The sequence below is a fragment of the Streptomyces colwelliae genome, from assembly GCF_048158785.1.
Classification (GTDB): Bacteria; Actinomycetota; Actinomycetes; order Streptomycetales; family Streptomycetaceae; genus Streptomyces.
Genome location: NZ_JBLTJC010000040.1, coordinates 22030 through 45226, shown reverse-complemented (window position 1 = coordinate 45226; position 23197 = coordinate 22030). Strand labels below are relative to the sequence as shown.

Here is a 23197-nt window from a genome sequence, read left to right as displayed (position 1 = left end):
CGTCACCGCCGTCCGTTTCCAGGGGATCATCCACGACTTCGTGATGCTGAACGCCCTGCGCGAGACGCACGCCGCCGAGGCCGCGATCACGATGGCCGTCACCGTCCTGCGCAAGGCGCTCGCCTCCGGCTGACGTACGGCACACTCGGCGGCATGGACACCGATGCGTTCGTGAAGACCCTGGACCGGGAGGGCGGCCTGCTGGCCGAGGCCGCGGAGGCGGCGGGCGTCGACGCCGAGGTACCGCCCTGTCCGGGGTGGCGGGTACGGGATCTGCTGCGGCACACGGGGATGGTGCATCGCTGGGCGACCGGGTTCGTCGCCGAGGGGTACACCGGGTACCACCCCGACGCCGGCCTCCCGGACCTGGACGGCGCCGAGCTGCTGGCCTGGTTCCGGGCGGGGCACCGCTCCCTCGTGGACACCCTCTCCACCGCCCCGCCCGACGTGGAGTGCTGGCAGTTCTTCGCGGCGCCGTCGCCGCTCGCGTTCTGGGCGCGGCGGCAGGCGCACGAGACGACCGTGCACCGGATGGACGCCGAGGCGGCGCGCGGCGGGACGGCCGGTGAGATCGCCCCGGACTTCGCGGCCGACGGCATCGACGAGTTGCTGCGCGGCTTCCACGGCCGCCGCAAGAGCAGGATCCGCAGCGAGGAGCCCCGGGTGCTGCGGGTGCGGGCGACGGACACGGACGGCGCCGTGTGGACCGTACGGCTGTCCCAGGAACCGCCCGCCGCCGAGCGGGACGGCACCGGGGGCGCCGACTGTGAACTGGCCGGTCCCGCGGGGCAGTTGTACCGGGCACTGTGGAACCGGGGGCCGTTCCCGAGCGTGACCGGCGACACCTCGGTCGCCGCACTGTGGCGGGAGAAGTCCGCCGTAACCTGGAGCTGACGGATCCACGACTGACGGATCCAAGGCCGCCGGATCCGGAGCTGACGCCGCGTCAGCCGGTCAGCATCTTCGTCAACACCGCGCGCTGCAACGGGAGTACCTCACCGTGCAGCGCGCGGCCCTTGTCCGTGAGGGTCACGCGGACGCCCCGCCGGTCCTCCGCGCACATGCCGCGCTCGACGAGACCGTCCTTCTCCAGCCGGGCGACCAGGCGGGACAGGGCGCTCTGACTGAGGTGGACGCGCTCGGAGATCTCCTGGACGCGGAATGCGCAGGACTCACCCGACAGCACATCCAGAACCTCGAAGTCGCTGCCGCACAGGCCGTGTTGATGCAGAGCACGGTCCAGTTCGCACTGTGTGCGGGCGTGCAGCGCCAGCATCTCCCGCCATTGGTCCACGAGCGCCTGCTCGGCCTTCTTCGCCGCCATGACAGCGCACCGTAGCAGAGAAACGAGTTTGTTGCATCGGAATTAAATGCTCTTGCATTCGATGCATGCGCATGTATTGTCTCCGGCATGACCTCTCCGCTCTCCCCTCCCGCGGCCCCGTCCTCGGCGGTCAGCTGGACCCCCCGGCTGTGGGGCACCCTGCTGGTGCTCTGCGCCGCGATGTTCCTGGACGCGCTCGACGTGTCGATGGTCGGTGTCGCGCTGCCCTCCATCGGTTCCGAACTCGATCTCTCCACCTCGACGCTCCAATGGATCGTCAGCGGCTACATCCTGGGATACGGCGGCCTGCTCCTCCTCGGCGGCCGGACCGCCGACCTGCTCGGCCGCCGCCAGGTCTTCCTGGTCGCCCTGGGTGTCTTCGCGGTGGCCTCGCTGCTCGGCGGGCTCGTCGACTCGGGCCCGCTGCTGATCGCCAGCCGCTTCATCAAGGGCCTCAGCGCGGCCTTCACCGCACCGGCCGGCCTGTCGATCATCACGACGACCTTCGCCGAGGGCCCGCTGCGCAACCGCGCCCTGTCCATCTACACCACCTGCGCGGCCACCGGGTTCTCGATGGGCCTAGTCCTCTCCGGCCTGCTCACGGAGGCCAGTTGGCGGCTCACCATGCTGCTGCCCGCGCCGATCGCGCTCCTCGCCCTCCTCGCCGGCCTGAAGCTGCTGCCGCGCAGCGAACGCGAGAAGGACCACAACGGCTACGACGTCCCGGGCGCCGTCCTCGGCACCGCGTCGATGCTGCTGCTGGTGTTCACCGTCGTACAGGCGCCGGAGGCCGGCTGGGCATCGGCCCGAACTCTTCTCTCCTTCCTGGCAGTTGCCGTCCTGCTGACCGTCTTCGTGTTCGTCGAGCGACGCTCCGCGGGGCCGTTGATCCGGCTGGGTGTGCTGCGCTCCGGCAACCAGATCCGCGCCCAGCTCGGCGCGATGGCCCTCTTCGGGTCCTACGTCGGCTTCCAGTTCCTGGTCACGCTCTACATGCAACAGCTGCTCGGCTGGTCGGCGTTGCACACCGCGCTCGCCTTCCTGCCAGCCGGTGCGCTGGTGGCGGCATCCTCGACGAAGATGGGTGCGATCGTCGACCGGTTCGGCACCCAGCGGCTGATCGTGGTGGGCTTCGCGCTGATGGTCGTGGGGTACGCCCTGTTCCTGCGGGTCAGCGTCGATCCCGTGTACGCGTCGGTCATCCTGCCCTCGATGCTGCTGATCGGCGCGGCCTTCGCGCTGGTCTTCCCCTCGCTCAACATCCAGGCCACCAACGGGGTCGACGACCACGAACAGGGCATGGTCTCCGGCCTGTTGAACACCTCGGTGCAGGTCGGCGGCGCGATCTTCCTGGCCGTCGTCACGGCCGTGGTGACCGCCCACGCCCCGGCGCACGCCACCCCGCAGGCAGTGCTGGACAGTTACCGGCCCGGGTTGGTCGTGGTGACGTTCATCGCGCTCGCCGGACTGCTGATCACGCTGCCGGGGCTGCGCACCCGCCGTACCCCACAGTCCATCGTCGTAGCCAAGTCCACTGTGACGGAGGCGGAAGCGGAAGCGGAGCGCGTGGCGCTACGTGACTAGGGGGACGCCTCCCTGAGGGTGCGCCCGGCGGAGCCGATTGCTCCGCCGGGCGCACGCGTGTGAGACTTTCGGGATGACGACGACCGGGGGACGGCGCACGCAGGCCGAGCGGGACGCGATGACCGTCGAGATCGGGTACGCGCTGGTCAGCGCGGCGTTCGTGGCGGCGGTGCTGTTCGGGGCGGTCGCCGGTCCGGCGTTCCTGTTCGAACTGCCGGGCGCCGTCGAGACGTCGCTGGTGCGCGGGGCGCTCGTGCTCGCGCCGGTCGTGTTCTTCGTCCGGGTGGTGACGGTTCTGTACCGGTACCGGCAGGGAGCGGTTCAGCCCAGCCAGCCGGGGCGGACCAACCCCGACTCGTAGGCCAGCACGACCAGTTGGGCTCTGTCCCGGGCGCCCAGTTTCACCATCGTGCGGCTGACGTGGGTCTTCGCGGTCAGTGGGCTGACGACCAGGCGGCGGGCGATCTCGTCGTTGGAGAGTCCGATGCCGACCAGAGCCATCACTTCCCGTTCCCGCTCGGTGAGTTGGGTGAGGGCGTCGGCGGTCGCGGGTTCCTTGGAGCGGGCGGCGAACTCGGCGATCAGACGCCGAGTGACCCCGGGCGACAGCAGCGCGTCGCCGTCGACCACCGCCCTTACGGCGCGCAGGAGTTCGTCGGGTTCGGTGTCCTTGACCAGGAAGCCGGAGGCGCCGGAACGGATCGCCTCGAAAACGTACTCGTCGAGTTCGAAGGTCGTCAGCATGACCACCTTCACGTCTCTCAACCCGCTGTCCCCGGTGATCCGTCGAGTCGCGGCCAGACCGTCGAGCAGCGGCATGCGAATGTCCATCAGGACGACATCCGGGCGCAGTTCGCCCACCGCGCGCACGGCCTCCTCACCGTCGGACGCCTCACCCGCCACCTCGATGTCCGGCTGCGCGTCCAGCAGGGCCTTGAAGCCGGCCCGGACCAGGGCCTGGTCGTCGGCGAGCAGTACGCGGATCACCGGTCGTCCTCCTTCGGCGTGACCTTCAACGGCAGTACGGCGAGCACCCGGAAGCCGCCGTCCGGGCGCGGACCCGCTTCGATCGTGCCACCGAGCGCGGCGGCCCGCTCCCGCATCCCGGCCAGCCCGTTGCCGCTGCCCCCGGCGTCCGCGCCGGTCGCGGGCCCGTCGTCGTCGATGCGCAGCCGTAGCTCCCGGGGGTCGTGGTCGAGGTGCACGCGCGCGTGCCGCGAACCGGAATGCCGTACGACGTTGGTGAGCGCCTCCTGGACGATGCGGAAGGCGGCGAGGTCGGTACCCGGCGACAGGCGGGGCGGCGTTCCGTCGACCGCGACGGTCAGCCCCGCGCTCGCCGCCTGCTGCACCAGTTCGGGCAGCCGGTCCAGGCCGGGGGCCGGGGCACGCGGGGCGTCGCCCGGGGTGCGCAGGCTGTCGAGGACCTGGCGGACCTCGCCGAGCGCTTCCTTGCTGGCGGCCTTGATGGTGGTCAGCGCCGTACGGGCCTGCTCGGGATCGGAGTCGAGGAGCGCGAGGCCGACGCCCGCCTGGACGTTGATGACGGAGATGCTGTGCGCGAGGACGTCGTGCAGTTCACGGGCCATCCGCAGCCGTTCCTCGTCGGCACGGCGCCGGGCCGCCTGGGCACGCTCGGCCCGCTCCCGGGCCCACTGTTCGCGGCGGGTGCGGGCCAGTTCGGAGACCGCGGCGACGGCCACCACCCAGGCGGCGACGGCCAGTTCACGACCCCACGGCATCCCGTGGTCGTGTTGCGGGGGCAGCCAGCGGTAGAGCCAGTGCGCGATCAGGAGATGCGCCACCCACAGCACACCGAGCGCGCTCCAGGCGACCCGGCGCCGACCGGCGACGACCGCGCTGAAACAGCCGATCGCGACGGGCAGGAAGACGGGACCGTACGGGTATCCGGCGCCGAAGTACACCACGGTGACGAACACAGTGCCGAAGGCCACCCACACGGGGTACCGATGGCGCCACAGCAGCAGCACCGATCCGACGACGAGCAGCACGCGCGCGTAGAAGTCGAGGTGAACGCGATCGGGCTGACTGTGCGAGGCGAAGGTGCTACCGCCCAGCACGAACACGGTGACCAGCAACGTGGAACGCCACGGCCACCGCGTCGGGACCACCGGTCCGCGGCGCCACCAGGGCGGTCCCCCGCCACGTACCCACTGCTCGTCCATGCACGTCACGCTAGACGCCGGCCGGCACCGGGGTCGTCAGCTGAACGGGGTGATCACTCATACTCCCCGGGGAGTACAGCGCCCCTGAAAGGGGCGCGGGGAACTGCGCGACCAGCCCCCACCGGCTCGCGGCCAACAGACCACCTATCCAGCGGAGCACTCAAACATCCGCAAGCCCCACCCCAAGCGCAAGCCGTCGCACCGCATGCCGAAAGAACGCCTCCCGATCCTCCACCACCCGCCGGAACTGACCGAAGAGCTCGAAGCTCACCAACCCATACAGCTCAGCCCACGCGGCGACCAGAGCCACAGCCACCGCGGGCGGAAGATCACCGGCGAAGTCCGCGACCATACGCTCCCCCTCGGGGCGGAGATCCACCGGGAGCAGGGGCTCGGTCAGGGTGCCGGCCTGGTGCGCGTCGCGCGCAATGCCAATGAGGAGAAGGGCAACCCGCGCGGCGGACGGCACGGTGGTCTCGGGAGCGACATACCCCGGAACCGGCGACCCGTAGATCAACGCGTACTCGTGCGGATGCGCCAGCGCCCACCCCCGCACCGCCTCGCACACAGTGATCCACCGCCGCACCGGCCCCGCGTCCACGACCCCGGAGTACGCCACTTCCGCGGCCTCCCCGACGGAGTCGTACGCGTCGATGATGAGAGCGGTCAGCAGCTCGTCACGGCTCGGGAAGTACCGGTACAACGCGGAGGAGACCATGCCCAGCTCACGCGCCACGGCGCGCAACGAGAGCTTCGAGGCACCTTCCGCGGCGAGCTGTCTGCGCGCCTCGTCCTTGATGGCCGCGGTGACCTCGATCCGGGCTCGGGCGCGGGCGCCTTGTGTGGTGCTCATACGAGCCAGTGTGGCACGGAATCAGAGCAGCGCACACAAACAAGAGCAGCGAACAAAAAAGAGAGCACCGCTCTTGCATTGGACCGCCGAACCGATGCAGACTATTCCCGAGAGCGAGAGCAGTGCTCACAAAAGCGAGCATCGTTCTCCCCGTCCGTCTTCTTCACCCAGGGAGTCATCATGAGCACGCACGTCCAGAAGCCCGGCTGGTTCACCGTGAACGTCTTCAACCGCGCCGTCGCCTGGTTCACCCGCCGCGGTCTCAGCGTCTGGGGTTCACGGGTGCTGGCGGTCCGCGGCCGTAAGAGCGGCGAGTGGCGGACCACCCCGGTGAACCTGCTGACGGTGGACAGACAGCAGTACCTCGTCGCCCCGCGCGGGCACGTCCAGTGGACGCACAACATGCGGGCGGCGGGCGGCGGCGAGCTGCGGCTCGGCAAGAAGGTCGACGCGTTCACCGCGACCGAGGTCACCGGCGACGACAAGGTGCCGCTGCTGCGCGCCTACCTCAAGCGGTGGAAGGCCGAGGTCGGGGTGTTCTTCGGAGGAGTCGGCCCGGACTCCTCCGACGACGAGCTGCGCCGGATCGCCCCCGACCACCCGGTGTTCCACGTCACGGTCAGGAGCTGACCTCGCCCTCCACGGGCTCCGTGGGCTCCACGCGCTCCACCGGCTCCGCGTTCCTGCGGTCGATCGCGGTCAGCGCGCGCTGGGCCAGCGGATGGCTGCGCACGAGCTCGCCCAGCGTCGTCGAGCCCCGGGTGATGTCCATGAAGGCCTTCCACGCCGGCCGGAATCCGGTGAGGGCGGCGTGGAACAGACCGGGGCGCTTCTCGAAGATCGCCAGCATGCTCTTGCCGACGCTCATCTCGACGCCGAGCCCCGCCTTGATCGCGAACGCGTAGTTCAGGGCCTGGCGGCGGGTGTCCACGGCGTCGTGCGCCTCGGCGATCCGCACCGCCCACTCGCCCGCGAGCCGTCCCGACCGCAGCGCGAACGAGATGCCCTCACGGGTCCACGGCTCAAGAAGTCCCGCCGCGTCGCCGCACACCAGCACGCGCCCGCGTGACAGTGGCGAGTCGTCCGCCCGGCAGCGGGTCAAGTGTCCTGAGGAGATGCTCGGTTCGAAGCCGGCGAGGCCGAGCCGGGCGATGAAGTCTTCCAAGTACCGCTTCGTGGCGGCGCCTTCACCGCGCGCCGAGATCACCCCGACCGTGAGCGTGTCGCCCTTGGGGAAGACCCAGCCGTAACTCCCGGGCATGGGGCCCCAGTCGATGAGCACCCGGCCCTTCCAGTCCTCGGCGACGGTCTCCGGCACCGGGATCTCCGCTTCCAGGCCCAGGTCCACCTGGTCGGTCTTTACCCCGACGTGCGCCCCTATGCGGCTGGCGCTGCCGTCGGCGCCGACGACGGCCCGCGCGAGCACCGTCTCGCCGCCCTGGAGGACGACCGCGACGGTACGCCGGTCGGGCACCGCGGAGCCGTGCTGCTCGACTCGTGTCACTGTGACGCCCGTACGCAGCTCGGCGCCCGCCTTCTGGGCGTGCTCGACGAGCTGCTGGTCGAACTCGGGCCGGTTGATCAGCCCGAACAGCATCTGCCGGGACCGGCGCGTGCGCGTGAACCGCCCGTTGTTCGAGAAGGTTATGGCGTGCACCCGGTCCTTCAACGGCAGTTCGAAGCCGGGCGGGAGGGAGTCGCGGGAGGGTCCGATGATGCCGCCGCCGCATGTCTTGTAGCGGGGCAGCTCGGCTTTCTCCAGCAACAGCACGCGCCGTCCCGCGACCGCCGCCGCATAGGCGGCCGAAGCCCCCGCGGGTCCCGCGCCCACCACGACGACGTCCCAGACCCGCTGTTCGTCGTCCGCCGAAGAGTTCTCGCTGCTCACGATGGTCTACTGCTCCCGATCAAGCCGCTGCCGCACCTGTCCCCCGCATCCTACGGCGGACATCGCCACAGACCGCTGTGGGAGGATCGACGGCATCATTCGTACAACGTCGCACCCACGAGGAGCGTGCCCATGTCGTCGAATCCGGTCGCCGAGACCGTCGCCTCGCTGATGCCCACGGCGAGGACGGAGCTCACCGAGCTGGTGGCCTTCCGATCGGTGGCGGACTTCGACCAGTTCCCGAAGAGCGAGAGCGAGGGCGCCGCGAACTGGGTCGCCGACGCGCTGCGCACCGAGGGTTTCCAGGACGTGGCTCTGCTCGACACCCCGGACGGCACCCAGTCCGTCTACGGCTTCCTGCCCGGCCCCGAGGGCGCCAAGACCGTGCTCCTGTACGCCCACTACGACGTGCAGCCGCCGCTGGACGAGGCCGGCTGGACGAGCCCGCCGTTCGAACTGACCGAGCGCGACGGCCGTTGGTACGGGCGCGGTGCCGCCGACTGCAAGGGCGGCGTGATCATGCACCTGCTCGCGCTGCGCGCCCTCAAGGCCAACGGCGGTGTCCCGGTGCACGTCAAGGTGATCGCCGAGGGCTCGGAGGAGCAGGGCACCGGCGGCCTGGAGCGGTACGCCGAGGAACACCCCGAGCTGCTGAAGGCCGACACGATCGTCATCGGCGACGCGGGCAACTTCCGGGTCGGCCTGCCGACGGTCACGTCCACCCTGCGCGGTATGACCATGCTGCGCGTGCAGGTCGACACCCTCGAAGGCAACCTGCACTCGGGCCAGTTCGGCGGCGCCGCACCCGACGCGCTGGCCGCGCTGATCCGCGTACTGGACTCGCTGCGCGCGAAGGACGGCTCGACGACGGTCGACGGACTCGCCGCCCAGGCGTCCTGGGACGGGCTGACGTACGAGGAGGAGCAGTTCCGCGAGGACGCCAAGGTGCTGGACGGCGTCGAGTTGATCGGCTCCGGTTCGGTCGCCGACCGCATCTGGGCGCGTCCGGCCGTCACGGTCCTCGGCATCGACTGCCCGCCGGTCGTCGGCGCCACCCCGTCCGTGCAGGCCGGTGCCCGCGCGCTGGTCAGCCTCCGCGTCCCGCCGGGCGCCGACGCGGCCGAGGCGACCAAGCTGCTCCAGGCCCACCTGGAGGCCCACACCCCGTGGGGCGCCCGCGTCCGCACCGAACAGATCGGCCAGGGCCAGCCGTTCAGCGCCGACACGACCAGCCCGGCGTACACGGCGATGGCCGACGCGATGGCGGTCGCCTACCCCGGCCAGGAGATGCAGTACGCCGGCCAGGGCGGCTCCATCCCGCTGTGCAACACCCTCGCGGCCCTCTACCCGCAGGCGGAGATCCTCCTCATCGGCCTCAGCGAGCCGGAGGCCCAGATCCACGCGCTCAACGAGAGCGTGTCCCCTGAGGAGTTGGAGCGGCTGTCGGTGGCGGAGGCGCTGTTTTTGCAGAACTACGCGGGCAACTGATCCGCTCTGCCCGTAGCAGAGGCCCTCGCCTGCGGGCGGGGGCCTTTTCTACGGTCGTCCCATGGACGTCGTCGAGATCCTCCCCCGCCTCCACCTGCTCCGCTTCCCGGTCGGCCAGGCCTATCTCTGGTACGACGACGGGGAGTTGACGCTGATCGACGCGGGACCGGTGGGCTCCGGCGCGTCGATCGCGGGGGCGATCACCTCGCTGGGGCGGGATCCGGGGGCCGTACGACGGATCGTGCTGACCCACTTCCACGAGGATCACGTGGGCGGGGCGGGCGAGTCCGCCGTGCTCGGCGGCGCCGAAGTGCTGGCGCATCACCTGGACGCTCCGGTCGTACGGGGCGAAGTCCCGGGCCCGCCGCCGGTGTTGGAGGACTGGGAGCGGCCGATCCACGCGGAGGCGGCCAGGCATCTGCCCCGAGGTGACATTCGACGCCCGTCCGCGGTAACCGAGTTGGAGGACGGCGACGTGCTCGCCTTCGGGGGCGGCGCCCGCGTCGTCCACGCGCCCGGTCACACGGATGGCAGCGTCGCACTCCATCTGCCGCAGTACGGCGTGCTGTTCACCGGTGACGCCGTCGCCGCGTCGCCGGTCGACGGCTCGGTGCTGCTGGGCGTGTTCAACGTCGACCGGGCCCGGGCCGTCGCCTCCTTCCGCCGGCTGGCGGCACTCGACACAGAGGTGGCCTGCTTCGGCCACGGTGATCCGGTGATCGGCGGGGCCGGGGCGGCTCTTCGGAGATCGGCGGACAAGTACACCGTCCCGCCCCGAGGATGAACGCATGTCCAGCACCTCGCGCGTCACCGCCCACAGTGACATCGCCACGTCCCTCGCACTCCTCTCCGACCACGAACTCGCCGAAGTGGTCGAGGCCGGCACGCCGTTGGGGTCCGGTATCGGGGGTCGCTCGGCGCTGATCGAGGTGGACGGCAGAAAAGTGTTCGTGAAGCGGATGCCGCTGACGGATGTGGAGCGGCGGCCGGAGAACGTTCGGTCGACGGCCAACGTATTCGGAATGCCCGCCTATTGCCACTACGGCCTCGGAAGTCCGGGCTTCGGTGTCTGGCGGGAGCTGGCAGTGCACAAGATGACCACGAACTGGGTACTCGCGGACCGGTTCCCGGGCTTTCCCCTGATGCACCACTGGCGGGTACTGCCCGACACGCCCCAGCCTCTGCACGAGGAACTGGCGGATGTGGAAAAGGTCGTGGCCTACTGGGGCGGCAGCCGACAGGTGCGTGAGCACATCGAGGCACGGCGCACGGCAAGCGCGAGCCTGACCCTGTTCGTCGAGCACTTCCCGCACACACTCCACGACTGGTTCGACGACCAGCTGCGCACCGGCGATCCGGACGCCGCCTGCACCCTCGTGGAGCAACAGCTCAAGACCACCACCGAGTTCCTCCACGAGCACCGACTGCTGCATTTCGACGCCCACTTCGAGAACATCCTCACCGACGGCCGGCAGCTCTATCTCGCCGACTACGGCCTGGCAGTCTCGTCCCGCTTCCGACTCTCCCCCGAGGAGCGGGAGTTCTTCGACCGGCACCAGCACTACGACCGTTCCTACGCCACCGCTCGGCTGGTGAACTGGCTCGTCGTCGCCCTCTACGGATACGACCTCCCGGCGCGCGAAGCCTTCGTGCGCGCCTGCGCCGATGGAGAGCGGCCCAGCGGAATCCCCGGAGCCGCCGCCTCGATCATCACCCGGCACGCGCCACTCACCGCTGTGCTGGCCGACTTCAACCGCCGTGTGCAGAACGAGAGTCGGCTCACCCCGTACCCGGACGACGAACTGAGCCGCGCCTACAACAACTCCACGCTCTCCGCGTAGTGACAGGCGACCGGATTGCCACCACCCCGGGATCGCGAGGGTCGCCCCGAAACTGCGGGTGAGCTGCTGCGCGGCGGCCTCGGCGCCGGCCTCGTCTACATGGGCTGTCACGCCACGCACGGCCCGAACCTCTACAAGCTCAAGCTCGGCACGGTCACCTGGAACGAACTCAACGGCCTGGACATGTCCGCGCTGGACGGCCGCCGCACCCTGGTGTGCCTGAACGCCTGCCACTCCGCCCGGTTCGTGAACAACCGGCCGCTCGGCGAGAACGCCCTGCGCGGCTTCGCCGAACTCTTCCTCCGCAAGGGAGCAGGCGGCTGCATCGCGACCTCCGGCAAGGTCGGCGACGACGTGGCGCACACGCTGATCCGCGATCTCGTCGGACGGCTCTGCGCCGACCCCGAACTGCCCGTCGCGCGGGCCCTGCGCGACTTCCGGGCCGCGGCCGTGGCCCAGCTGCCCGATCCGCTGCCGTTCGTCTACGGTGACGACGACGCGATCGACGCCGAGGGCCAGCGGCAGATTCTGCCGATCCTCTACAGCTTCATGTTCCTCTATTTCGGACACCCCTTGACCACGCTCCGGCTCAGCGTCCGTGCGCAGGAGGCGAGGACATGAGCGGCGATCCCGCTGCGTTGATGATCGAGCCCCTCGTGGGCTGGCCCCGCAAGGCCCAGGCAGGGCAGAGCTATCTCGTCACCGTCGACCTCAACGGCCCGGCGGCGCCCGAGGACTGGCCCTACGACGAGGAGGAGTTCGACTTCGGCGTCGCCCTGGACGGCTCCCGCCGGTTCGTGTGCGAGGCCCTGAACGAACCCAGCGTCGTCCTGCACCGCTTCGGCGGCACCTACGGCCCGGCCCGCTTCGTGATCAAGGCGAGCCGGGCACCGGGCCCGGGCACGATCTGGCTGACCATCAGCAACCGCTGGGGTGTTCCGGTCCGTACCGTCGAACTGCCCAGCGAGATCGTCGCGGACGCCGTCGTAGGACAGGGGCATGTCGTCGTGCCCGCGCTGAACGGCAGGGCCGCCACCCTCCCGGCCGAGCACACCGTCCCCGGGCAGCGCGTCGGGCGGCGTCCGGTGTCCGGCGTCTGGTCGCCGCACCACATCACGATCAGCTACGCCGGCACCGACCGCGCCTGGGCCGTGTGGACGGCGCGGCAGCTGGAGCGGCACGGCTGCCAGACCTTCCTGCTGCGCTGGGACCCGCCGCCCGGGGTGCCGCTGGCCCGGCTGCTGACCGATCTCCTCACCGCCCCCGGCCGGGTGCTGCTGCTGCTCGACGAGGAGTACCTGCGGCTCGGCCAGCGCACCGAGCTCGAATGGGGCGAGGCGCTGGGCCCGGTGGTCGCCGCCGACCCGGACCGGTTCGCCGCCGTTGACCTCTCCGCGCGCACGCTCCCCGCGGCAACCGCCGTACTGGGCCCGGTCAGTCTGCGGGAGCTGGACCCGGCCGAGGCGCTGCGCCGGCTGCTGACCACCCTCGACCTGCAGGACGCCCGGCCGGAACCCGAGGACGAGTCCGTCGCCCCCCGCTTCCCGGACGCGCCGCCCGCGGTGTGGAACGTCCCGCGCCGCAACTTCCGCTTCACCGGCCGCGACACGGTCCTGGAGGAACTCCGCGCCCTCTTCGAGAACGGACCGCCGACGGGCGCCCGGGTGGCCCTGCGCGGTATCTCGGGCGTCGGCAAGAGCCAGATCGCCATCGAGTACGCGCACCGGTTCGCCAACGAGTACGACGTGGTCTGGTGGATCAGCGCGAGCTTCCGGGCCACGGCCCGCCAGCAGTTCGCCGACCTCGCCGAACCGCTGGGCCTCGCCGACAGCAGCGCGCTGCCGGAGCGGGTCCGCGCGGTCCGCGAGGCCCTGCGCACCGGCCGCCCGCACCGCCGCTGGCTGCTCGTCCTCGACAGCGCCGACGACCTGGAACAGGTCAACGACCTTCTTCCCGAGGCCGGCGGCCATGTCGCGGTGACGACCCTCACGCAGGGCTGGGCCGCGACCGGCGGGGTCGCCGAGGTCCAGGTGGAGCGCTTCACCCGGGCGGAGAGCATCAGTTACGCCCGCCGGCACGTGGAGCGGCTCACCGAGGAGGAGGCCGACCAACTCGCCGACGCCGTCGAGGACTTCCCGCTGCTGCTGGCCCAGACGACGGCCTGGCTGGACGCCAACCGGATGTCGGCGGCCGAGTACATCGGGCTGCTGCGCCGGGGCGACGCCGACGAGATCGGCATCCAGACCCTGCCGGACTACCCGATCGGCTTCCAGACCACCTGGGCCCTCACACTCGACTCCCTGGCGCGGGACAACCCCGAGGCGACCGAACTCCTGCGCCTGTTCGCCATGTTCTCCCCCGGCTCGATCCCCGTACGCCAGCTCCAGCAGTCCCGCCCCGGCGACCTGCCCACGCTGCTGGCCGACCTGGCCGCCGACCCGGCCCGCTGGCTCGGTGCGCTGCGCCGCCTCTCGGAGTCAACTGCCGTACGGATGGACTACGTTCAGCCCTCGGACAGCGTCGGCTATGTGGACAGCGTGGAGATGCACCGCCTCTACCACCGCTTCCTGCGCCGCACCCTGACCCCCGGCGAACGGGACGAACTCTCGGCGGTCGCCTGCCGGGTACTGGTCTCGGCCGACCCCCGCTCACCGTCCGAGGTCGCCAACTGGCCTGTCTACGCCGAGCTGTTGCCGCATCTGCACCCCTCGGGCGCCCTGGAGAGCTCCGAGGGCCCGGTGCGCGACCTCGTGCTCAACTGCATCGAGTACCTGCGGCTGCGCGACGAGGAGAGCACCGGACTCACCCTGTGCGAACAGGTGCTGGCCCGCTGGCGGATCAGGCTCGCGCCCACCCATCCGTCCATGCTGGTCCTCGTCCACCAGCACGCCAACATGCTGCGCCGCTGCGGCCGTTACCGCGAGGCGGAGGCCGTGGGCCGGTCCGTCGTGGAGCAACTCGCCGAGGAGCGCCCCTCCGACGACCTCGAACTCCTGCGGGCCGAGACGGGCCTCGGCGGCTCCCTGATGGCGCTCGGCCTCTTCAAGGAGGCCCACCACCTCTTCGAGCAGGTCTGGCGGGCCTACGACGTCCTCGACGGACCACGGGCCCCCCGTACCCAGGCCTGCCTCAACAACCTCGGCGTCGCCCTCGGCCTCCTCGGCCGCTACCAGGAGGCGGCCGACGTGCACGCCCAACTCCTGGTCCTACGGCGGGAGTCGTTCGGTTCGGACCATCAGTCGACCCTGCTCAGCGGCCTCACCTACGCCCGCTCGCTGCGTCTGCTGGGCCGCCACCAGGACGCCACCGCGCTCCAGGAGGCCAACTCCCTGCTGCACCGCCAGACCATGGGCGACCATCATCCGCAGACCCTGGCCGCCCAGCACAACCAGGCGCTGTGCCTGCGTCGTTCGGGCGACGTGCCGGCCGCCGCCGACCTGCTGCGCAGCCTGGTCGAGCGGTGCCGGAACCTCCAGGGCGTCCGGCATCCGATGACCCTGATGGTCCAGGCCGACCACGCCTCCTTCCTGCGCTCGCACGGTGATCTCACCGAGTCCGCCGAGCTGACGGACGCGGTGGCCGACGGCTACCGGCATCTCCTCGGCGACGATCACCCGTACACGGTGGGTGTCCTGGGCAACCGCGGTCTGCTGCTGTGGCTCGGCGGCGACCGGGCCGCCGGGGCCCGGCTGATCGAGCAGGCGCTGCGGGGCATGACGAACGCCGTGGGCGCCGACCATCCGTGGACCCTGGGCTGCGCCCTGAACGCGGCGGCGGCCCGCCGGCTGTCCGGACGGCCCGACGAGGCGGCCGAACTGCGCCGGGAGACCCTGCTGCGGGCCCGCGACGCCGTCGGCCCCGACCATCCGCTCATACGGGCCTGTGAGGACGCGTCGGCGACGGGAGCGGAGGAACCACCCGGCTGGGACTTCGAGCCGCAGCCCATCTGAAGCCCGTCTGGAGTCTCTCAAAAGACCGGTCCGCAGCCCGTCCGAACTGCCTTTCCGGGCCCCAGCATTGGGGCCCGGCCTGAGGGTGCTGTGCGCAACCTGTGAGTCCGCTGATTCTCATCGGCCGCTCAGTGAAGGCTCAGCAATGCCACAGACGGGGACCGGAAAGTCACCGTCATGAACGAACAGAACGCGGGAGGCGTCCGGCAGCGCTCGGTCGAGATCGTGGTGCCGGTCTACAACGAGGCGCACGTCCTCGCCGGCAGTGTCGGCCGTCTCCACGCATACCTCGAAACGTCCTTCCCGTTCCCGTTCACGATCACCGTGGCGGACAACGCGAGCACCGACTCCACCTGGCAGGAGGCGCTCGACCTCACCCAGCGGCTGCCGCACGTGCACGCCGTGCACCTCGACGCCAAGGGCCGGGGCCGCGCCCTGAAGCACGTGTGGAGCCGCTCCGAGGCGGACGTGGTCGCGTACATGGACGTCGACCTCTCCACCGGCCTCGAAGGCTTCCTGCCCCTGGTCGCCCCGCTCCTGTCCGGCCACAGCGACGTGGCCATCGGCAGCCGGCTGCACCGGCAGTCGGCGGTCCAGCGCGGTGCCAAGCGCGAGTTCATCTCCCGCTCCTACAACCTCCTCCTCAAGGCAGGCCTCGCCGCCCGCTTCTCGGACGCGCAGTGCGGCTTCAAGGCCGTCCGCACCGAGGTGTTCCGGGCGCTCGCCCCGCACATCGAGGACACCGCCTGGTTCTTCGACACCGAACTCCTCGTCCTCGCCCAGCGCAACAAGCTCCGTATCCACGAGGTCCCGGTCGACTGGATCGACGACCCCGACAGCCGCGTCGACATCGTCCGTACCGCCCTCGACGACCTCAAGGGCATGCGCCGGATGTTCAAGCAGACCGTCACCGGCCGCGCCCGCATCGCCGCCGTACCCCGTCGCACCCGCACCACCGCCCCTGTCCTGCCCGTCGGGGCGCCCGCCTCTTCCGCGGAACACCTGGAGTACGCGTCATGACGACCCTCGCCCCGCCCCCCGGCCAGGAGAGCGCCCGCCGCTCGCACCGCGCGGGCCCGCCCGCCGACGGCGGCCTCAACTCCCGTGCCAGAAGGCTCTTCACGGGCCCGGAGGACGACCCCCGCTGGGCCCGCCCGGCCCTGTGGGGCATCCTCCTCCTGGCCACCGCGCTCTACGCGTGGAACCTGACCTCGATCACCGGCAACACCTTCTACGACGCGGCCGTCTACAGCGGCACCAAGAGCTGGAAGGCGTTCTTCTTCGGCGCGCTCGACTCCGGCAGCTTCATCACGGTCGACAAGCCGCCGTTCGCCCTCTGGGTGATGGGCCTGTCCGCCCGCGTATTCGGTTACGGCACCTGGCAGTTGATGCTGCCCATGGTCGCGGCCGGCACCGGCTCGGTCGCCATCCTGTACCGCCAGGTCAAGCGGGACTTCGGCGCGGTGGCGGGCACGATCTCGGCGGTGGTCCTCACCCTCACCCCGATCACGGTCGCCATCACCCGGGACACCAATCCGGACCCGATCCTCGTCCTGCTGATGATGCTCGGCGCCGCGGCCCTCATGAAGGCCGTCCGCAACGGGAAGCTGATGCCGCTGGTGTGGTCGGCGGTCGCGATCGGCTTCGCGTTCAACACCAAGATGATGCAGGCGTACGTCGTCCTGCCCGTGTTCTTCCTCGTCTACCTCTGGGCGACGAACGTCTCCCTCGGCAAGCGGATCCGCAACCTCGCCGTCGCCACCCTCGCGCTGATCGTCTCCAGCGCCTGGTGGATGGTGATCGTCGACCTGATCCCCGCGTCCTCCCGCCCCTACATCGGCGGCTCCACCGACAACACGGTGTGGGACCTCGTCATCGGCTACAACGGCTTCGGCCGCATCTTCGGCGCCAGCTCCTCGGTCGGCTCGCAGGGCAACGGGGCGAGTTTCGGCGGCAGTTCGGGCCTGTACCGGATGTTCAACGAGATCATGGGCGGCCAGATCTCCTGGCTGATCCCCTTCGCGGCGATCGCGCTCGTCGGCGGCCTGGTCCTGCGCGGCCGCGCTCCCCGCACGGACGCCAAGCGTGCGGCGCTCATGCTCTGGGGCGGCTGGTTCGTCGTCCACTTCCTGACCTTCTCGCTCGCCGAGGGCACGTTCCACCCGTACTACGTCACCGCCATGGCGCCCGGTATCGCGGCCCTGGCCGGTGCGGGCGGGGTGCTGCTGTACCGCGCCTTCCGTGAGGGCTCGGCGGCCAAGTGGGCCTGGGTGCTGCCGGCGGCGATCGCGGCCAGCTCCGTCTGGGCGGTCGTCCTGCTCCAGCGGGTCTCCGGCTCCGGCACGGTGTACACGGTCGCAGAGATCGTGGTCGGTGTGGCGGGCGTGGCCTCCGTGCTCGGCCTGCTGGTGGGCCGGTTCACCAAGCGCCACCGCCTGATGGGCTTCGCGGCACTGGCCGCGGTCGTCGCCCTCCTCGCCGGACCCGCGGCCTACTCGGTCTCGGCGGCGACCTCCTCGACCAACGGCACCAACCCGACGGCCGGTCCCAGCACCGGTGGCGGCATGGGTGGCGGCGGTGGCGGCAGCATGGGCGGCGCCCCGGGCGGCACCAAGTCCGGTACGAAGCCCAGCGGTTCGGCCCCGTCCGGCACCCGGCCCTCGGGCAGCGGTTCGGCGCCTTCCTCCTCCTCGTCTTCCTCCTCGTCCTCGGCCACGGAGTCCGGCGCCGAGTCGAGCACCGAGTCCGGTACTCAGTCGGCCGGTGGCGGTACGGGCGGCGGCACCCAGGTCTCGTCCGAGATGATCACGTACCTCAAGAAGCACCAGGACGGGGCGACTTGGCTGCTGGCGGTGTCCACCGACCAGACGGCGTCCTCGATCATCCTGGAGTCGGGTCAGCCCGTGATCTCCATGGGCGGCTGGTCCGGCAGCGACAACGCGATGACCCTCGCCAAGCTCAAGTCCCTGGTGAAGTCGGGCAAGTTGCACTACATCATCGTCAGCAGCGACGGCGGCCAGGGCACCAACTCCGCGATCGCGACCTGGGTCAAGGCCCACGGCACGGCGGTCAAGTCCTCGGCGTACAGCAGCAGTTCCTCGACGACCTCGACCTCGTCGACGAGCAGCGGCCTGTACCGCCTGGACGCCTCCGACGTCAGCTGATCCACTCCCCCGATCCACATGTCCCGACAGGAAGGGCCGCCGGTAATCCGGCGGCCCTTCCGCTTGCTGTGGGTGAGGGACAGCCGCTAAGCCGCCACCGTCGCGACCGGGAATCCCGGCGTACGGCGGACCCGGCGCTCGGCGTCGACCGCGAACACCTCGCAGCCGGGCCGGGCGGCGGCCCAGTCGACGCCCTCCGGACCCATCGCGAAGGCCGCGGTGGCCGTGGCGTCCGCCTCCGTGAGGGAGGCGGCCACGACGGAGATGCTGAGCAGTCCGGTCGCGGGAGTGCCGGTGCGCCCGTCGACGATGTGGTCGCCGCGCTCGTAGCGCGCGGAGGTCGCCACCGCCCCGTCGGTCAACTCCAGTACCGTGCACAGCTGGTCGGCGTGCTCGGGGTGCCGTACGCCCACCCGCCACGGACCGCCGGCCACGACCACGTCGCCACCGGCGTTGAGGATGAACCGCCGGGCGCCGGCGGCGGTGAGCAGTTCCGCCGCCCGCTGCACCGACCAGCCCTTGACCACCGCGCAGGGGTCGAGGGGCCGGCCTGGCAGCCGGACGTCGAAGGCGCCGCCGGTCGCGACCCGGTACTGCTCGCAGAGGTCGAGCACCTCGGTCAAGTCCGCGCTCAGGTCCCGGAGTCGCAGCTCCCCGCGGTCGTAGCGGCAGACCTCGCTGTCCGGGCGGAACGGGCTGAAGCGGGCGTCGACCTCGCGCAGCCAGGCGAACAACGCGTCCGCCACCTCGTCCCCGATGCCCTCGTCGTCGACGCGCAACGACACCGGAAAGCCCATCACATGCTCGACTCGCCGCATTTCAGGCGCCCTTGGCGTCGATCGCGGCCTGGAGCGACTGGACGTAGGCGTCGCTGGTGATCGTGGCGCCGGACACCGTGTCGATCTTCGAGCTCTGCGCCTTGAGGGTCTCCTCGATCAGCACCGGGACGGCCGCCGTGGTCTGCGGGTGGTCCGGCTGCTGGAGCATGCTCACGGAGCTGATCTTGTCGCCCTCGAAGGTCACCTGCACCTGCACGGTGCCCTTGGATGTGTTGATCGCGGTGCCCTGGACGACCTTCTTCGAGGACGCGGAAGGGGTCGACGAAGACCCGGACGAGGACGACGAAGTGGCCGTAGGAGTCGGTGTCGAGACCGCCTCCGTCGTGGTCGTCGTGCTCGTCGTCGTCCCGATGGACGGCTCGTAGCGCCACACGGGGATCAGACCCGCGACGGACAGCACCAGGACAGGTATGACTCGCTTCACGATATTTCTCTCATCCCGCCAGGCTGAAGCGTTCGAAGTGGATCTGCTGCTTGGGCACGCCCATGTCGCCGAGGCTGCGCAGCACCGCGTTCATCATCGGCGGCGGTCCGCAGAGGAAGACGTCGCGGTCGGCGATGTCCGGTACGAGCCGGGCCAGTTCGCGCGGCGCGAGCTTGTCGGGGACGGGCGGGCCGGTGACCAGGTGGAGCTGGGCGCCCTTGGCCTGGGCGAGTTCGACCAGCTCGTCGTAGAGGACGGCGTCGCGGTCGGTGGCGACGCGGTAGATGACGACGGCGTGGCCCTCCAGGTCCTCCAGCAGGGCGCGGATGGGGGTGACGCCGACGCCGCCCGCGATGAGCAGGGACTCCGGCTTCGTGCGGTGCAGGGTGGTGAAGGCGCCGTAGGGGCCCTCGGCGAAGACGCGGGTGCCGACCTTGAGGTGGCGCAGGGCGGCCGTGCCGTCGCCGGCCGTCTTGGCGGTGAGGCGCAGGCGGGTGCCGTCGGGGGCGGCCGAGAGGGAGAAGGGGTTGGCCTGCCACCAGCGGTCCTTCGTCAGGAAGCGCCAGAGGAAGAACTGGCCTGCCTGCGCCGGGAGTTGGTGGAGGTCGCGGCCGGTGATGTAGATCGAGACGACGTTGCCGGACTCGGGGACCACCGCCTCCACCCGGAACTGGTGGCGGAAGTTGCGCCACAGGGGCAGGACCAGCCGGCCCAGGGCGACCGAGCCGAGCGCGACGCCCCACACCGCGTACCAGTACGTCGTGGCGGCGGACGACGCGGTGAACGTCGTACCGACCGCGACCTGGTGGGTGAAGGCGAGGACCACCGCGACATAGGTGTAGAGGTGGATGAAGTGCCAGGTCTCGTAGGCGAGGCGGCGCCGGGCGTAGCGGGCGGAGGTCGCGCCGATGACGAGGATCAGGGCGAAGGCGACGAGCGCGCGCAGGATGCCCTCGGTGGTCTCGGCCAGGTCGACGACCTCGCCGATCGGGCCGGTGTCGGTGCCCTGGGCGTAGCCGAAGGCGATGAACACGAGGTGCCCGAGCAGCGTCCAGAGCAGCGCGAAGCCGGTCCAGCGGTGCCAGTTGGTGAGCCGGTCCATGCCGATCCGGCGGTCGAGCCAGGGCAGGCGGGCCACCAGCAGCAGCTGGAAGGCCATGACGAGCGCGCCGTAGAGGCCGAGGAGGCGGCCGATGACGATGAGCGCGTTGGAGGCGAATCCTGCCTGGGCGAAGAAGACGGTCACCACGGCGACGTTCGCGGCCAGCACGGCGTACAGGCCCGTGCGGGCCACCACCCTGGGGCGTATCGCCGTGGGGGGCGCAGGGGGTGATTGGACGGTCGTCACGGACGGCAGCTCCTTGATCGGGTCCTGGGAGACGAGCTTGACCTCGGGGAGCTGTCTTTTTCCTGTCGGACAACTTTCAAGTGCTTATCGATGTGGGTGTGGCGGTGCCGCGGGTCTGGCGTAGATCGGTGTGTGGCGCAGTATGAGCGGGTGGACAAAGTACGACTCCTCGTCGTGGACGACGACCCGCCGATCGCCGACCTTGTCGCGACGGTCGCCCGGTACGAGGGCTGGGAGGCCGCGTGCGCGTACTCCGGTGAGGAGGCGCTGACCGTGGCCGCCGAGTTCGCACCGGACATCGTGGTGCTCGACCTGATGCTGCCCGGCCTGGACGGTTTCGGTGTGCTGGACCGGTTGCGGCGGTCCGGGACGATGGTGCCCGTGGTGTTCCTCACGGCGCGGGACGCGGTCGCCGACCGGGTCGCGGGGCTGACCCGGGGCGGGGACGACTACCTGGTCAAGCCGTTCGCGGTGGAGGAGCTGATGGCCCGGCTGCGGACCGTGCTGCGGCGCAGCGCCGGGCCCGGTTTCCCGCGCTCCGTGCTGCGGGTCGCGGATCTGACGATGGACGAGGACACGCGCGAGGTGCGGCGCGGTGACCACCTCATCACGCTCACCCCGACCGAGTACGAGGTGCTGCGCTATCTGATGCGCAAGTCGCCGACCGTGCTCACCAAGGCGCAGATCCTCGACCATGTGTGGGAGTACGGCTTCGGCGGCCGCTCGAACGTGGTGGAACTGGTGGTCAGCCGGCTGCGCCGCAAGCTCGACGAGGGCCACGATCCGCTGATCCACACCGTGCGTGGCTTCGGCTATGTGATCCGGCAGGCCGCCGAATGATCCGACGACTGCGCCACAACTGGCGCCGCGTACGCCTGGGCACCCGGCTCGCACTGGGCGTCGGCGTCCTGTCGCTGATCGTGTTCGCGGTCGTCGGCACGGCCCTGACGATGTACATGCGGGACTACCTCCAGCGCCAGGTCAGCGACCAGATGAAGCTCGTCCAGGTCGTCCAGTCCAAGGACGCCCAGGCGCACGGCATCGTCCAGCGCAAGCCGTACTACGGCTGGTACACGGCCGTCTACGACGTCTCGGGCACGACCCCGAAACTGCGCGAGCCCTCGGACGTACCGGAGGACACCAAGGCGCTCACCGCCCTCGCGAAGACGATGGCGCACTCCACCACGGAGATCACCCGGACGGTGACGATCGACGGCAAGGGCACCTACCGGCTGCGGGCCTGCGAGGTCGAGCCCGGTGTGGTCCTGGTGAGCGCGGCCCCGCTGGCGGACGTGCAGGGCACGGTACGGCAGCTGGTCACGGTCCAGGTGGTGGCGTTCGCGCTGGCACTGCTGGTACTGGTGGTCATAGGGCGGAACCTGCTGCGGCGCGGGCTGCGCCCCCTCAGCGACATGGCGACCACGGCCCACGGCATCACCTCGCACGACCTCACCGACTCGGCGGCCCGGCTGCCGCTGCGCGCCGAGCGGGGCGACGGCGGGCCCGAGGTGGAGGAGCTGCGCACCGCGTTCAACACGATGCTGGAGCACATCGACGACTCCCTCGCGGTGCGCGCGGAGGCGGAGCAGCGGCTGCGCCGGTTCGTCGCGGACGCCTCGCACGAGCTGCGCACCCCGCTGATGTCGGTGCGCGGCTACGCGGACCTGTTCCAGTACGCGGCCGCGAACGTCCCCGAGGAGCGCGACAAGCACCTGGCCCGGCTGCGCGCCGAGGCCGCCCGCATGGGCATCCTCCTCGACGACCTCCTCCTGCTGGCCCGCCTCGACGCGGCGGACGTGGAGACTCCGATACGGATGCAGGACGCGGACCTCGTGGAGCTGGTGGAGCAGGCGGCGGACGCCTTCCGCGCCGGGCACCGGGAACACCCACTGACGGTGACGGTTCCCCCCTCCCCGGTCCCGCTGCGCGTCGACCCGGTCCGTATTCGGCAGGTGCTGGACAACCTCCTCACCAACGCGGCCGTGCACACCCCGGCCGGAACACAGGTCTCGGTGGCGTTGTCGGTCGCGGGCGGCGCCGCGTCGGTGCGGATCGCCGACGCGGGGCCCGGTATCCCGGAGGACGACCGGGCCCGGGTCTTCGACCGCTTCTACCGGGTCGACAAGGCCCGGACCCGGGAGCGGGGCGGCAGCGGGCTGGGCCTCGCGGTGGCGCGGTCGCTGGCGAAGGCGCACGGCGGCACCGTGGAGCTGACGTCGGAGCCGGGGGCGACGGTCTTCACGGTGACGATCCCGCTGGGGGCGGCTTCGTCACGGTGAGGATCCTGTCGGGGGCGGCTCCGTCCCGG

21 protein-coding genes and 1 pseudogene are annotated in these 23197 nt (G+C 70.8%); 14 read left to right on the top strand and 8 right to left on the bottom strand.

What is annotated here, in order from left to right; translation table 11 throughout:
- A pseudogene (locus ACNFOC_RS11630) lies at positions 1-133 on the top strand (esterase); the annotation flags it as partial.
- 20 nt (positions 134-153) lie between these two features.
- Positions 154-894: a maleylpyruvate isomerase family mycothiol-dependent enzyme gene (locus ACNFOC_RS11625; protein ID WP_416959014.1), complete on the top strand. Its 741-nt coding sequence runs from the start codon at positions 154-156 to the stop codon at positions 892-894.
- Positions 895-946: 52 nt separating this feature from the next.
- Here the strand turns inward: ACNFOC_RS11625 and ACNFOC_RS11620 are convergent, their stop codons facing one another.
- Positions 947-1324 carry a MarR family winged helix-turn-helix transcriptional regulator gene (locus ACNFOC_RS11620; RefSeq protein ID WP_416959012.1) on the bottom strand — a complete coding sequence of 126 codons (378 nt, stop codon included), beginning with the start codon at positions 1322-1324 and terminating at the stop codon, positions 947-949.
- A gap of 87 nt (positions 1325-1411) precedes the next feature.
- Between ACNFOC_RS11620 and ACNFOC_RS11615 the strand changes: the two genes are divergently transcribed.
- On the top strand, positions 1412-2908 hold the full coding sequence (locus tag ACNFOC_RS11615; protein ID WP_416959011.1) for an MFS transporter: 1497 nt from the start codon (positions 1412-1414) through the stop codon (positions 2906-2908).
- A gap of 73 nt (positions 2909-2981) precedes the next feature.
- Positions 2982-3269, top strand: a complete 288-nt coding sequence (locus ACNFOC_RS11610; RefSeq protein ID WP_416959009.1) for a DUF6332 family protein — start codon at positions 2982-2984, stop codon at positions 3267-3269.
- On the opposite strand, the gene ACNFOC_RS11605 is transcribed toward ACNFOC_RS11610, so the two are convergent.
- From ACNFOC_RS11605 to ACNFOC_RS11595, 3 genes are all read right to left on the bottom strand, one after another.
- On the bottom strand, positions 3230-3895 hold the full coding sequence (locus tag ACNFOC_RS11605) for a response regulator (RefSeq protein ID WP_416959008.1): 666 nt from the start codon (positions 3893-3895) through the stop codon (positions 3230-3232). The genes ACNFOC_RS11610 and ACNFOC_RS11605 overlap by 40 nt on opposite strands.
- Complete coding sequence (locus tag ACNFOC_RS11600; protein ID WP_416959006.1) at positions 3892-5094, bottom strand: sensor histidine kinase; 1203 nt, start codon at positions 5092-5094, stop codon at positions 3892-3894. Before ACNFOC_RS11600 ends, ACNFOC_RS11605 begins: the two co-directional genes overlap by 4 nt.
- Before the next feature lie 160 nt (positions 5095-5254).
- Positions 5255-5947 carry a TetR/AcrR family transcriptional regulator gene (locus ACNFOC_RS11595; RefSeq protein ID WP_416959005.1) on the bottom strand — a complete coding sequence of 231 codons (693 nt, stop codon included), beginning with the start codon at positions 5945-5947 and terminating at the stop codon, positions 5255-5257.
- A 180-nt stretch (positions 5948-6127) separates the two neighbouring features.
- Here ACNFOC_RS11595 and ACNFOC_RS11590 point away from each other — a divergent pair, with 180 nt between their 5' ends.
- The gene (locus ACNFOC_RS11590; protein ID WP_416959004.1) at positions 6128-6577 is read left to right on the top strand and encodes a nitroreductase family deazaflavin-dependent oxidoreductase; all 450 of its coding nucleotides are present in this window, start codon (positions 6128-6130) and stop codon (positions 6575-6577) included.
- Here ACNFOC_RS11590 and ACNFOC_RS11585 read toward each other — a convergent pair.
- Positions 6567-7835, bottom strand: a complete 1269-nt coding sequence (locus ACNFOC_RS11585) for a geranylgeranyl reductase family protein (protein ID WP_416959002.1) — start codon at positions 7833-7835, stop codon at positions 6567-6569. The genes ACNFOC_RS11590 and ACNFOC_RS11585 overlap by 11 nt on opposite strands.
- 132 nt (positions 7836-7967) lie before the next feature.
- Between ACNFOC_RS11585 and ACNFOC_RS11580 the strand changes: the two genes are divergently transcribed.
- The 7 genes from ACNFOC_RS11580 to ACNFOC_RS11550 all read left to right on the top strand — a co-directional run bounded on the left by ACNFOC_RS11580 (position 7968) and on the right by ACNFOC_RS11550 (position 18278).
- On the top strand, positions 7968-9323 hold the full coding sequence (locus ACNFOC_RS11580; protein WP_416959001.1) for a dipeptidase: 1356 nt from the start codon (positions 7968-7970) through the stop codon (positions 9321-9323).
- 61 nt (positions 9324-9384) lie between these two features.
- Positions 9385-10107, top strand: coding sequence for an MBL fold metallo-hydrolase (locus ACNFOC_RS11575; RefSeq protein ID WP_416959000.1), 723 nt, complete (start codon positions 9385-9387; stop codon positions 10105-10107).
- A 4-nt stretch (positions 10108-10111) separates the two neighbouring features.
- Positions 10112-11164 (top strand): protein kinase family protein, encoded by a 1053-nt coding sequence (locus ACNFOC_RS11570; RefSeq protein WP_416958999.1) that lies wholly within the window; start codon positions 10112-10114, stop codon positions 11162-11164.
- A gap of 15 nt (positions 11165-11179) precedes the next feature.
- Positions 11180-11785 (top strand): CHAT domain-containing protein, encoded by a 606-nt coding sequence (locus ACNFOC_RS11565; protein WP_416958998.1) that lies wholly within the window; start codon positions 11180-11182, stop codon positions 11783-11785.
- A complete protein-coding gene (gene fxsT, locus ACNFOC_RS11560) occupies positions 11782-15114 on the top strand; it encodes an FxSxx-COOH system tetratricopeptide repeat protein (protein ID WP_416958997.1) in 3333 nt (1110 codons plus the stop codon). Before ACNFOC_RS11565 ends, fxsT begins: the two co-directional genes overlap by 4 nt.
- A 177-nt stretch (positions 15115-15291) precedes the next feature.
- Complete coding sequence (locus ACNFOC_RS11555; RefSeq protein WP_416958996.1) at positions 15292-16134, top strand: dolichyl-phosphate beta-glucosyltransferase; 843 nt, start codon at positions 15292-15294, stop codon at positions 16132-16134.
- A complete protein-coding gene (locus tag ACNFOC_RS11550) occupies positions 16131-18278 on the top strand; it encodes an ArnT family glycosyltransferase (RefSeq protein WP_416958994.1) in 2148 nt (715 codons plus the stop codon). Before ACNFOC_RS11555 ends, ACNFOC_RS11550 begins: the two co-directional genes overlap by 4 nt.
- Positions 18279-18364: 86 nt before the next feature.
- Here the strand turns inward: ACNFOC_RS11550 and ACNFOC_RS11545 are convergent, their stop codons facing one another.
- Genes ACNFOC_RS11545 through ACNFOC_RS11535 form a run of 3 tightly spaced genes read right to left on the bottom strand, consistent with a single transcriptional unit; the run spans position 18365 to position 20889 of the window.
- Complete coding sequence (locus tag ACNFOC_RS11545; RefSeq protein ID WP_416958993.1) at positions 18365-19096, bottom strand: FAD:protein FMN transferase; 732 nt, start codon at positions 19094-19096, stop codon at positions 18365-18367.
- Between the two features lies 1 nt (position 19097).
- Entirely contained in the window at positions 19098-19541 is a 444-nt protein-coding gene (locus ACNFOC_RS11540) for an FMN-binding protein (RefSeq protein ID WP_416958991.1), read from the bottom strand.
- A gap of 10 nt (positions 19542-19551) precedes the next feature.
- Positions 19552-20889 carry a ferredoxin reductase family protein gene (locus ACNFOC_RS11535; protein ID WP_416958989.1) on the bottom strand — a complete coding sequence of 446 codons (1338 nt, stop codon included), beginning with the start codon at positions 20887-20889 and terminating at the stop codon, positions 19552-19554.
- A gap of 150 nt (positions 20890-21039) precedes the next feature.
- Between ACNFOC_RS11535 and ACNFOC_RS11530 the strand changes: the two genes are divergently transcribed.
- Together ACNFOC_RS11530 and ACNFOC_RS11525 are read left to right on the top strand one after the other, a co-directional pair.
- Positions 21040-21729: a response regulator transcription factor gene (locus ACNFOC_RS11530; protein ID WP_266863068.1), complete on the top strand. Its 690-nt coding sequence runs from the start codon at positions 21040-21042 to the stop codon at positions 21727-21729.
- Positions 21726-23168 carry a sensor histidine kinase gene (locus tag ACNFOC_RS11525; protein ID WP_416958987.1) on the top strand — a complete coding sequence of 481 codons (1443 nt, stop codon included), beginning with the start codon at positions 21726-21728 and terminating at the stop codon, positions 23166-23168. Before ACNFOC_RS11530 ends, ACNFOC_RS11525 begins: the two co-directional genes overlap by 4 nt.
- Positions 23169-23197 lie beyond the last annotated feature (29 nt).

Coding starts and splice junctions, on each gene's coding strand:
- ACNFOC_RS11580 (WP_416959001.1), top strand. CDS start 7,968: ATGTCGTCGAATCCGGTCGCCGAGACCGTCGCCTCGCTGATGCCCACG.
- ACNFOC_RS11550 (WP_416958994.1), top strand. CDS start 16,131: ATGACGACCCTCGCCCCGCCCCCCGGCCAGGAGAGCGCCCGCCGCTCG.
- ACNFOC_RS11595 (WP_416959005.1), bottom strand. CDS start 5,947: ATGAGCACCACACAAGGCGCCCGCGCCCGAGCCCGGATCGAGGTCACC.
- ACNFOC_RS11525 (WP_416958987.1), top strand. CDS start 21,726: ATGATCCGACGACTGCGCCACAACTGGCGCCGCGTACGCCTGGGCACC.
- ACNFOC_RS11570 (WP_416958999.1), top strand. CDS start 10,112: ATGTCCAGCACCTCGCGCGTCACCGCCCACAGTGACATCGCCACGTCC.
- ACNFOC_RS11615 (WP_416959011.1), top strand. CDS start 1,412: ATGACCTCTCCGCTCTCCCCTCCCGCGGCCCCGTCCTCGGCGGTCAGC.
- ACNFOC_RS11555 (WP_416958996.1), top strand. CDS start 15,292: ATGAACGAACAGAACGCGGGAGGCGTCCGGCAGCGCTCGGTCGAGATC.
- ACNFOC_RS11610 (WP_416959009.1), top strand. CDS start 2,982: ATGACGACGACCGGGGGACGGCGCACGCAGGCCGAGCGGGACGCGATG.
- ACNFOC_RS11625 (WP_416959014.1), top strand. CDS start 154: ATGGACACCGATGCGTTCGTGAAGACCCTGGACCGGGAGGGCGGCCTG.
- ACNFOC_RS11600 (WP_416959006.1), bottom strand. CDS start 5,094: ATGGACGAGCAGTGGGTACGTGGCGGGGGACCGCCCTGGTGGCGCCGC.
- ACNFOC_RS11575 (WP_416959000.1), top strand. CDS start 9,385: ATGGACGTCGTCGAGATCCTCCCCCGCCTCCACCTGCTCCGCTTCCCG.
- fxsT (WP_416958997.1), top strand. CDS start 11,782: ATGAGCGGCGATCCCGCTGCGTTGATGATCGAGCCCCTCGTGGGCTGG.
- ACNFOC_RS11590 (WP_416959004.1), top strand. CDS start 6,128: ATGAGCACGCACGTCCAGAAGCCCGGCTGGTTCACCGTGAACGTCTTC.
- ACNFOC_RS11620 (WP_416959012.1), bottom strand. CDS start 1,324: ATGGCGGCGAAGAAGGCCGAGCAGGCGCTCGTGGACCAATGGCGGGAG.
- ACNFOC_RS11545 (WP_416958993.1), bottom strand. CDS start 19,096: ATGCGGCGAGTCGAGCATGTGATGGGCTTTCCGGTGTCGTTGCGCGTC.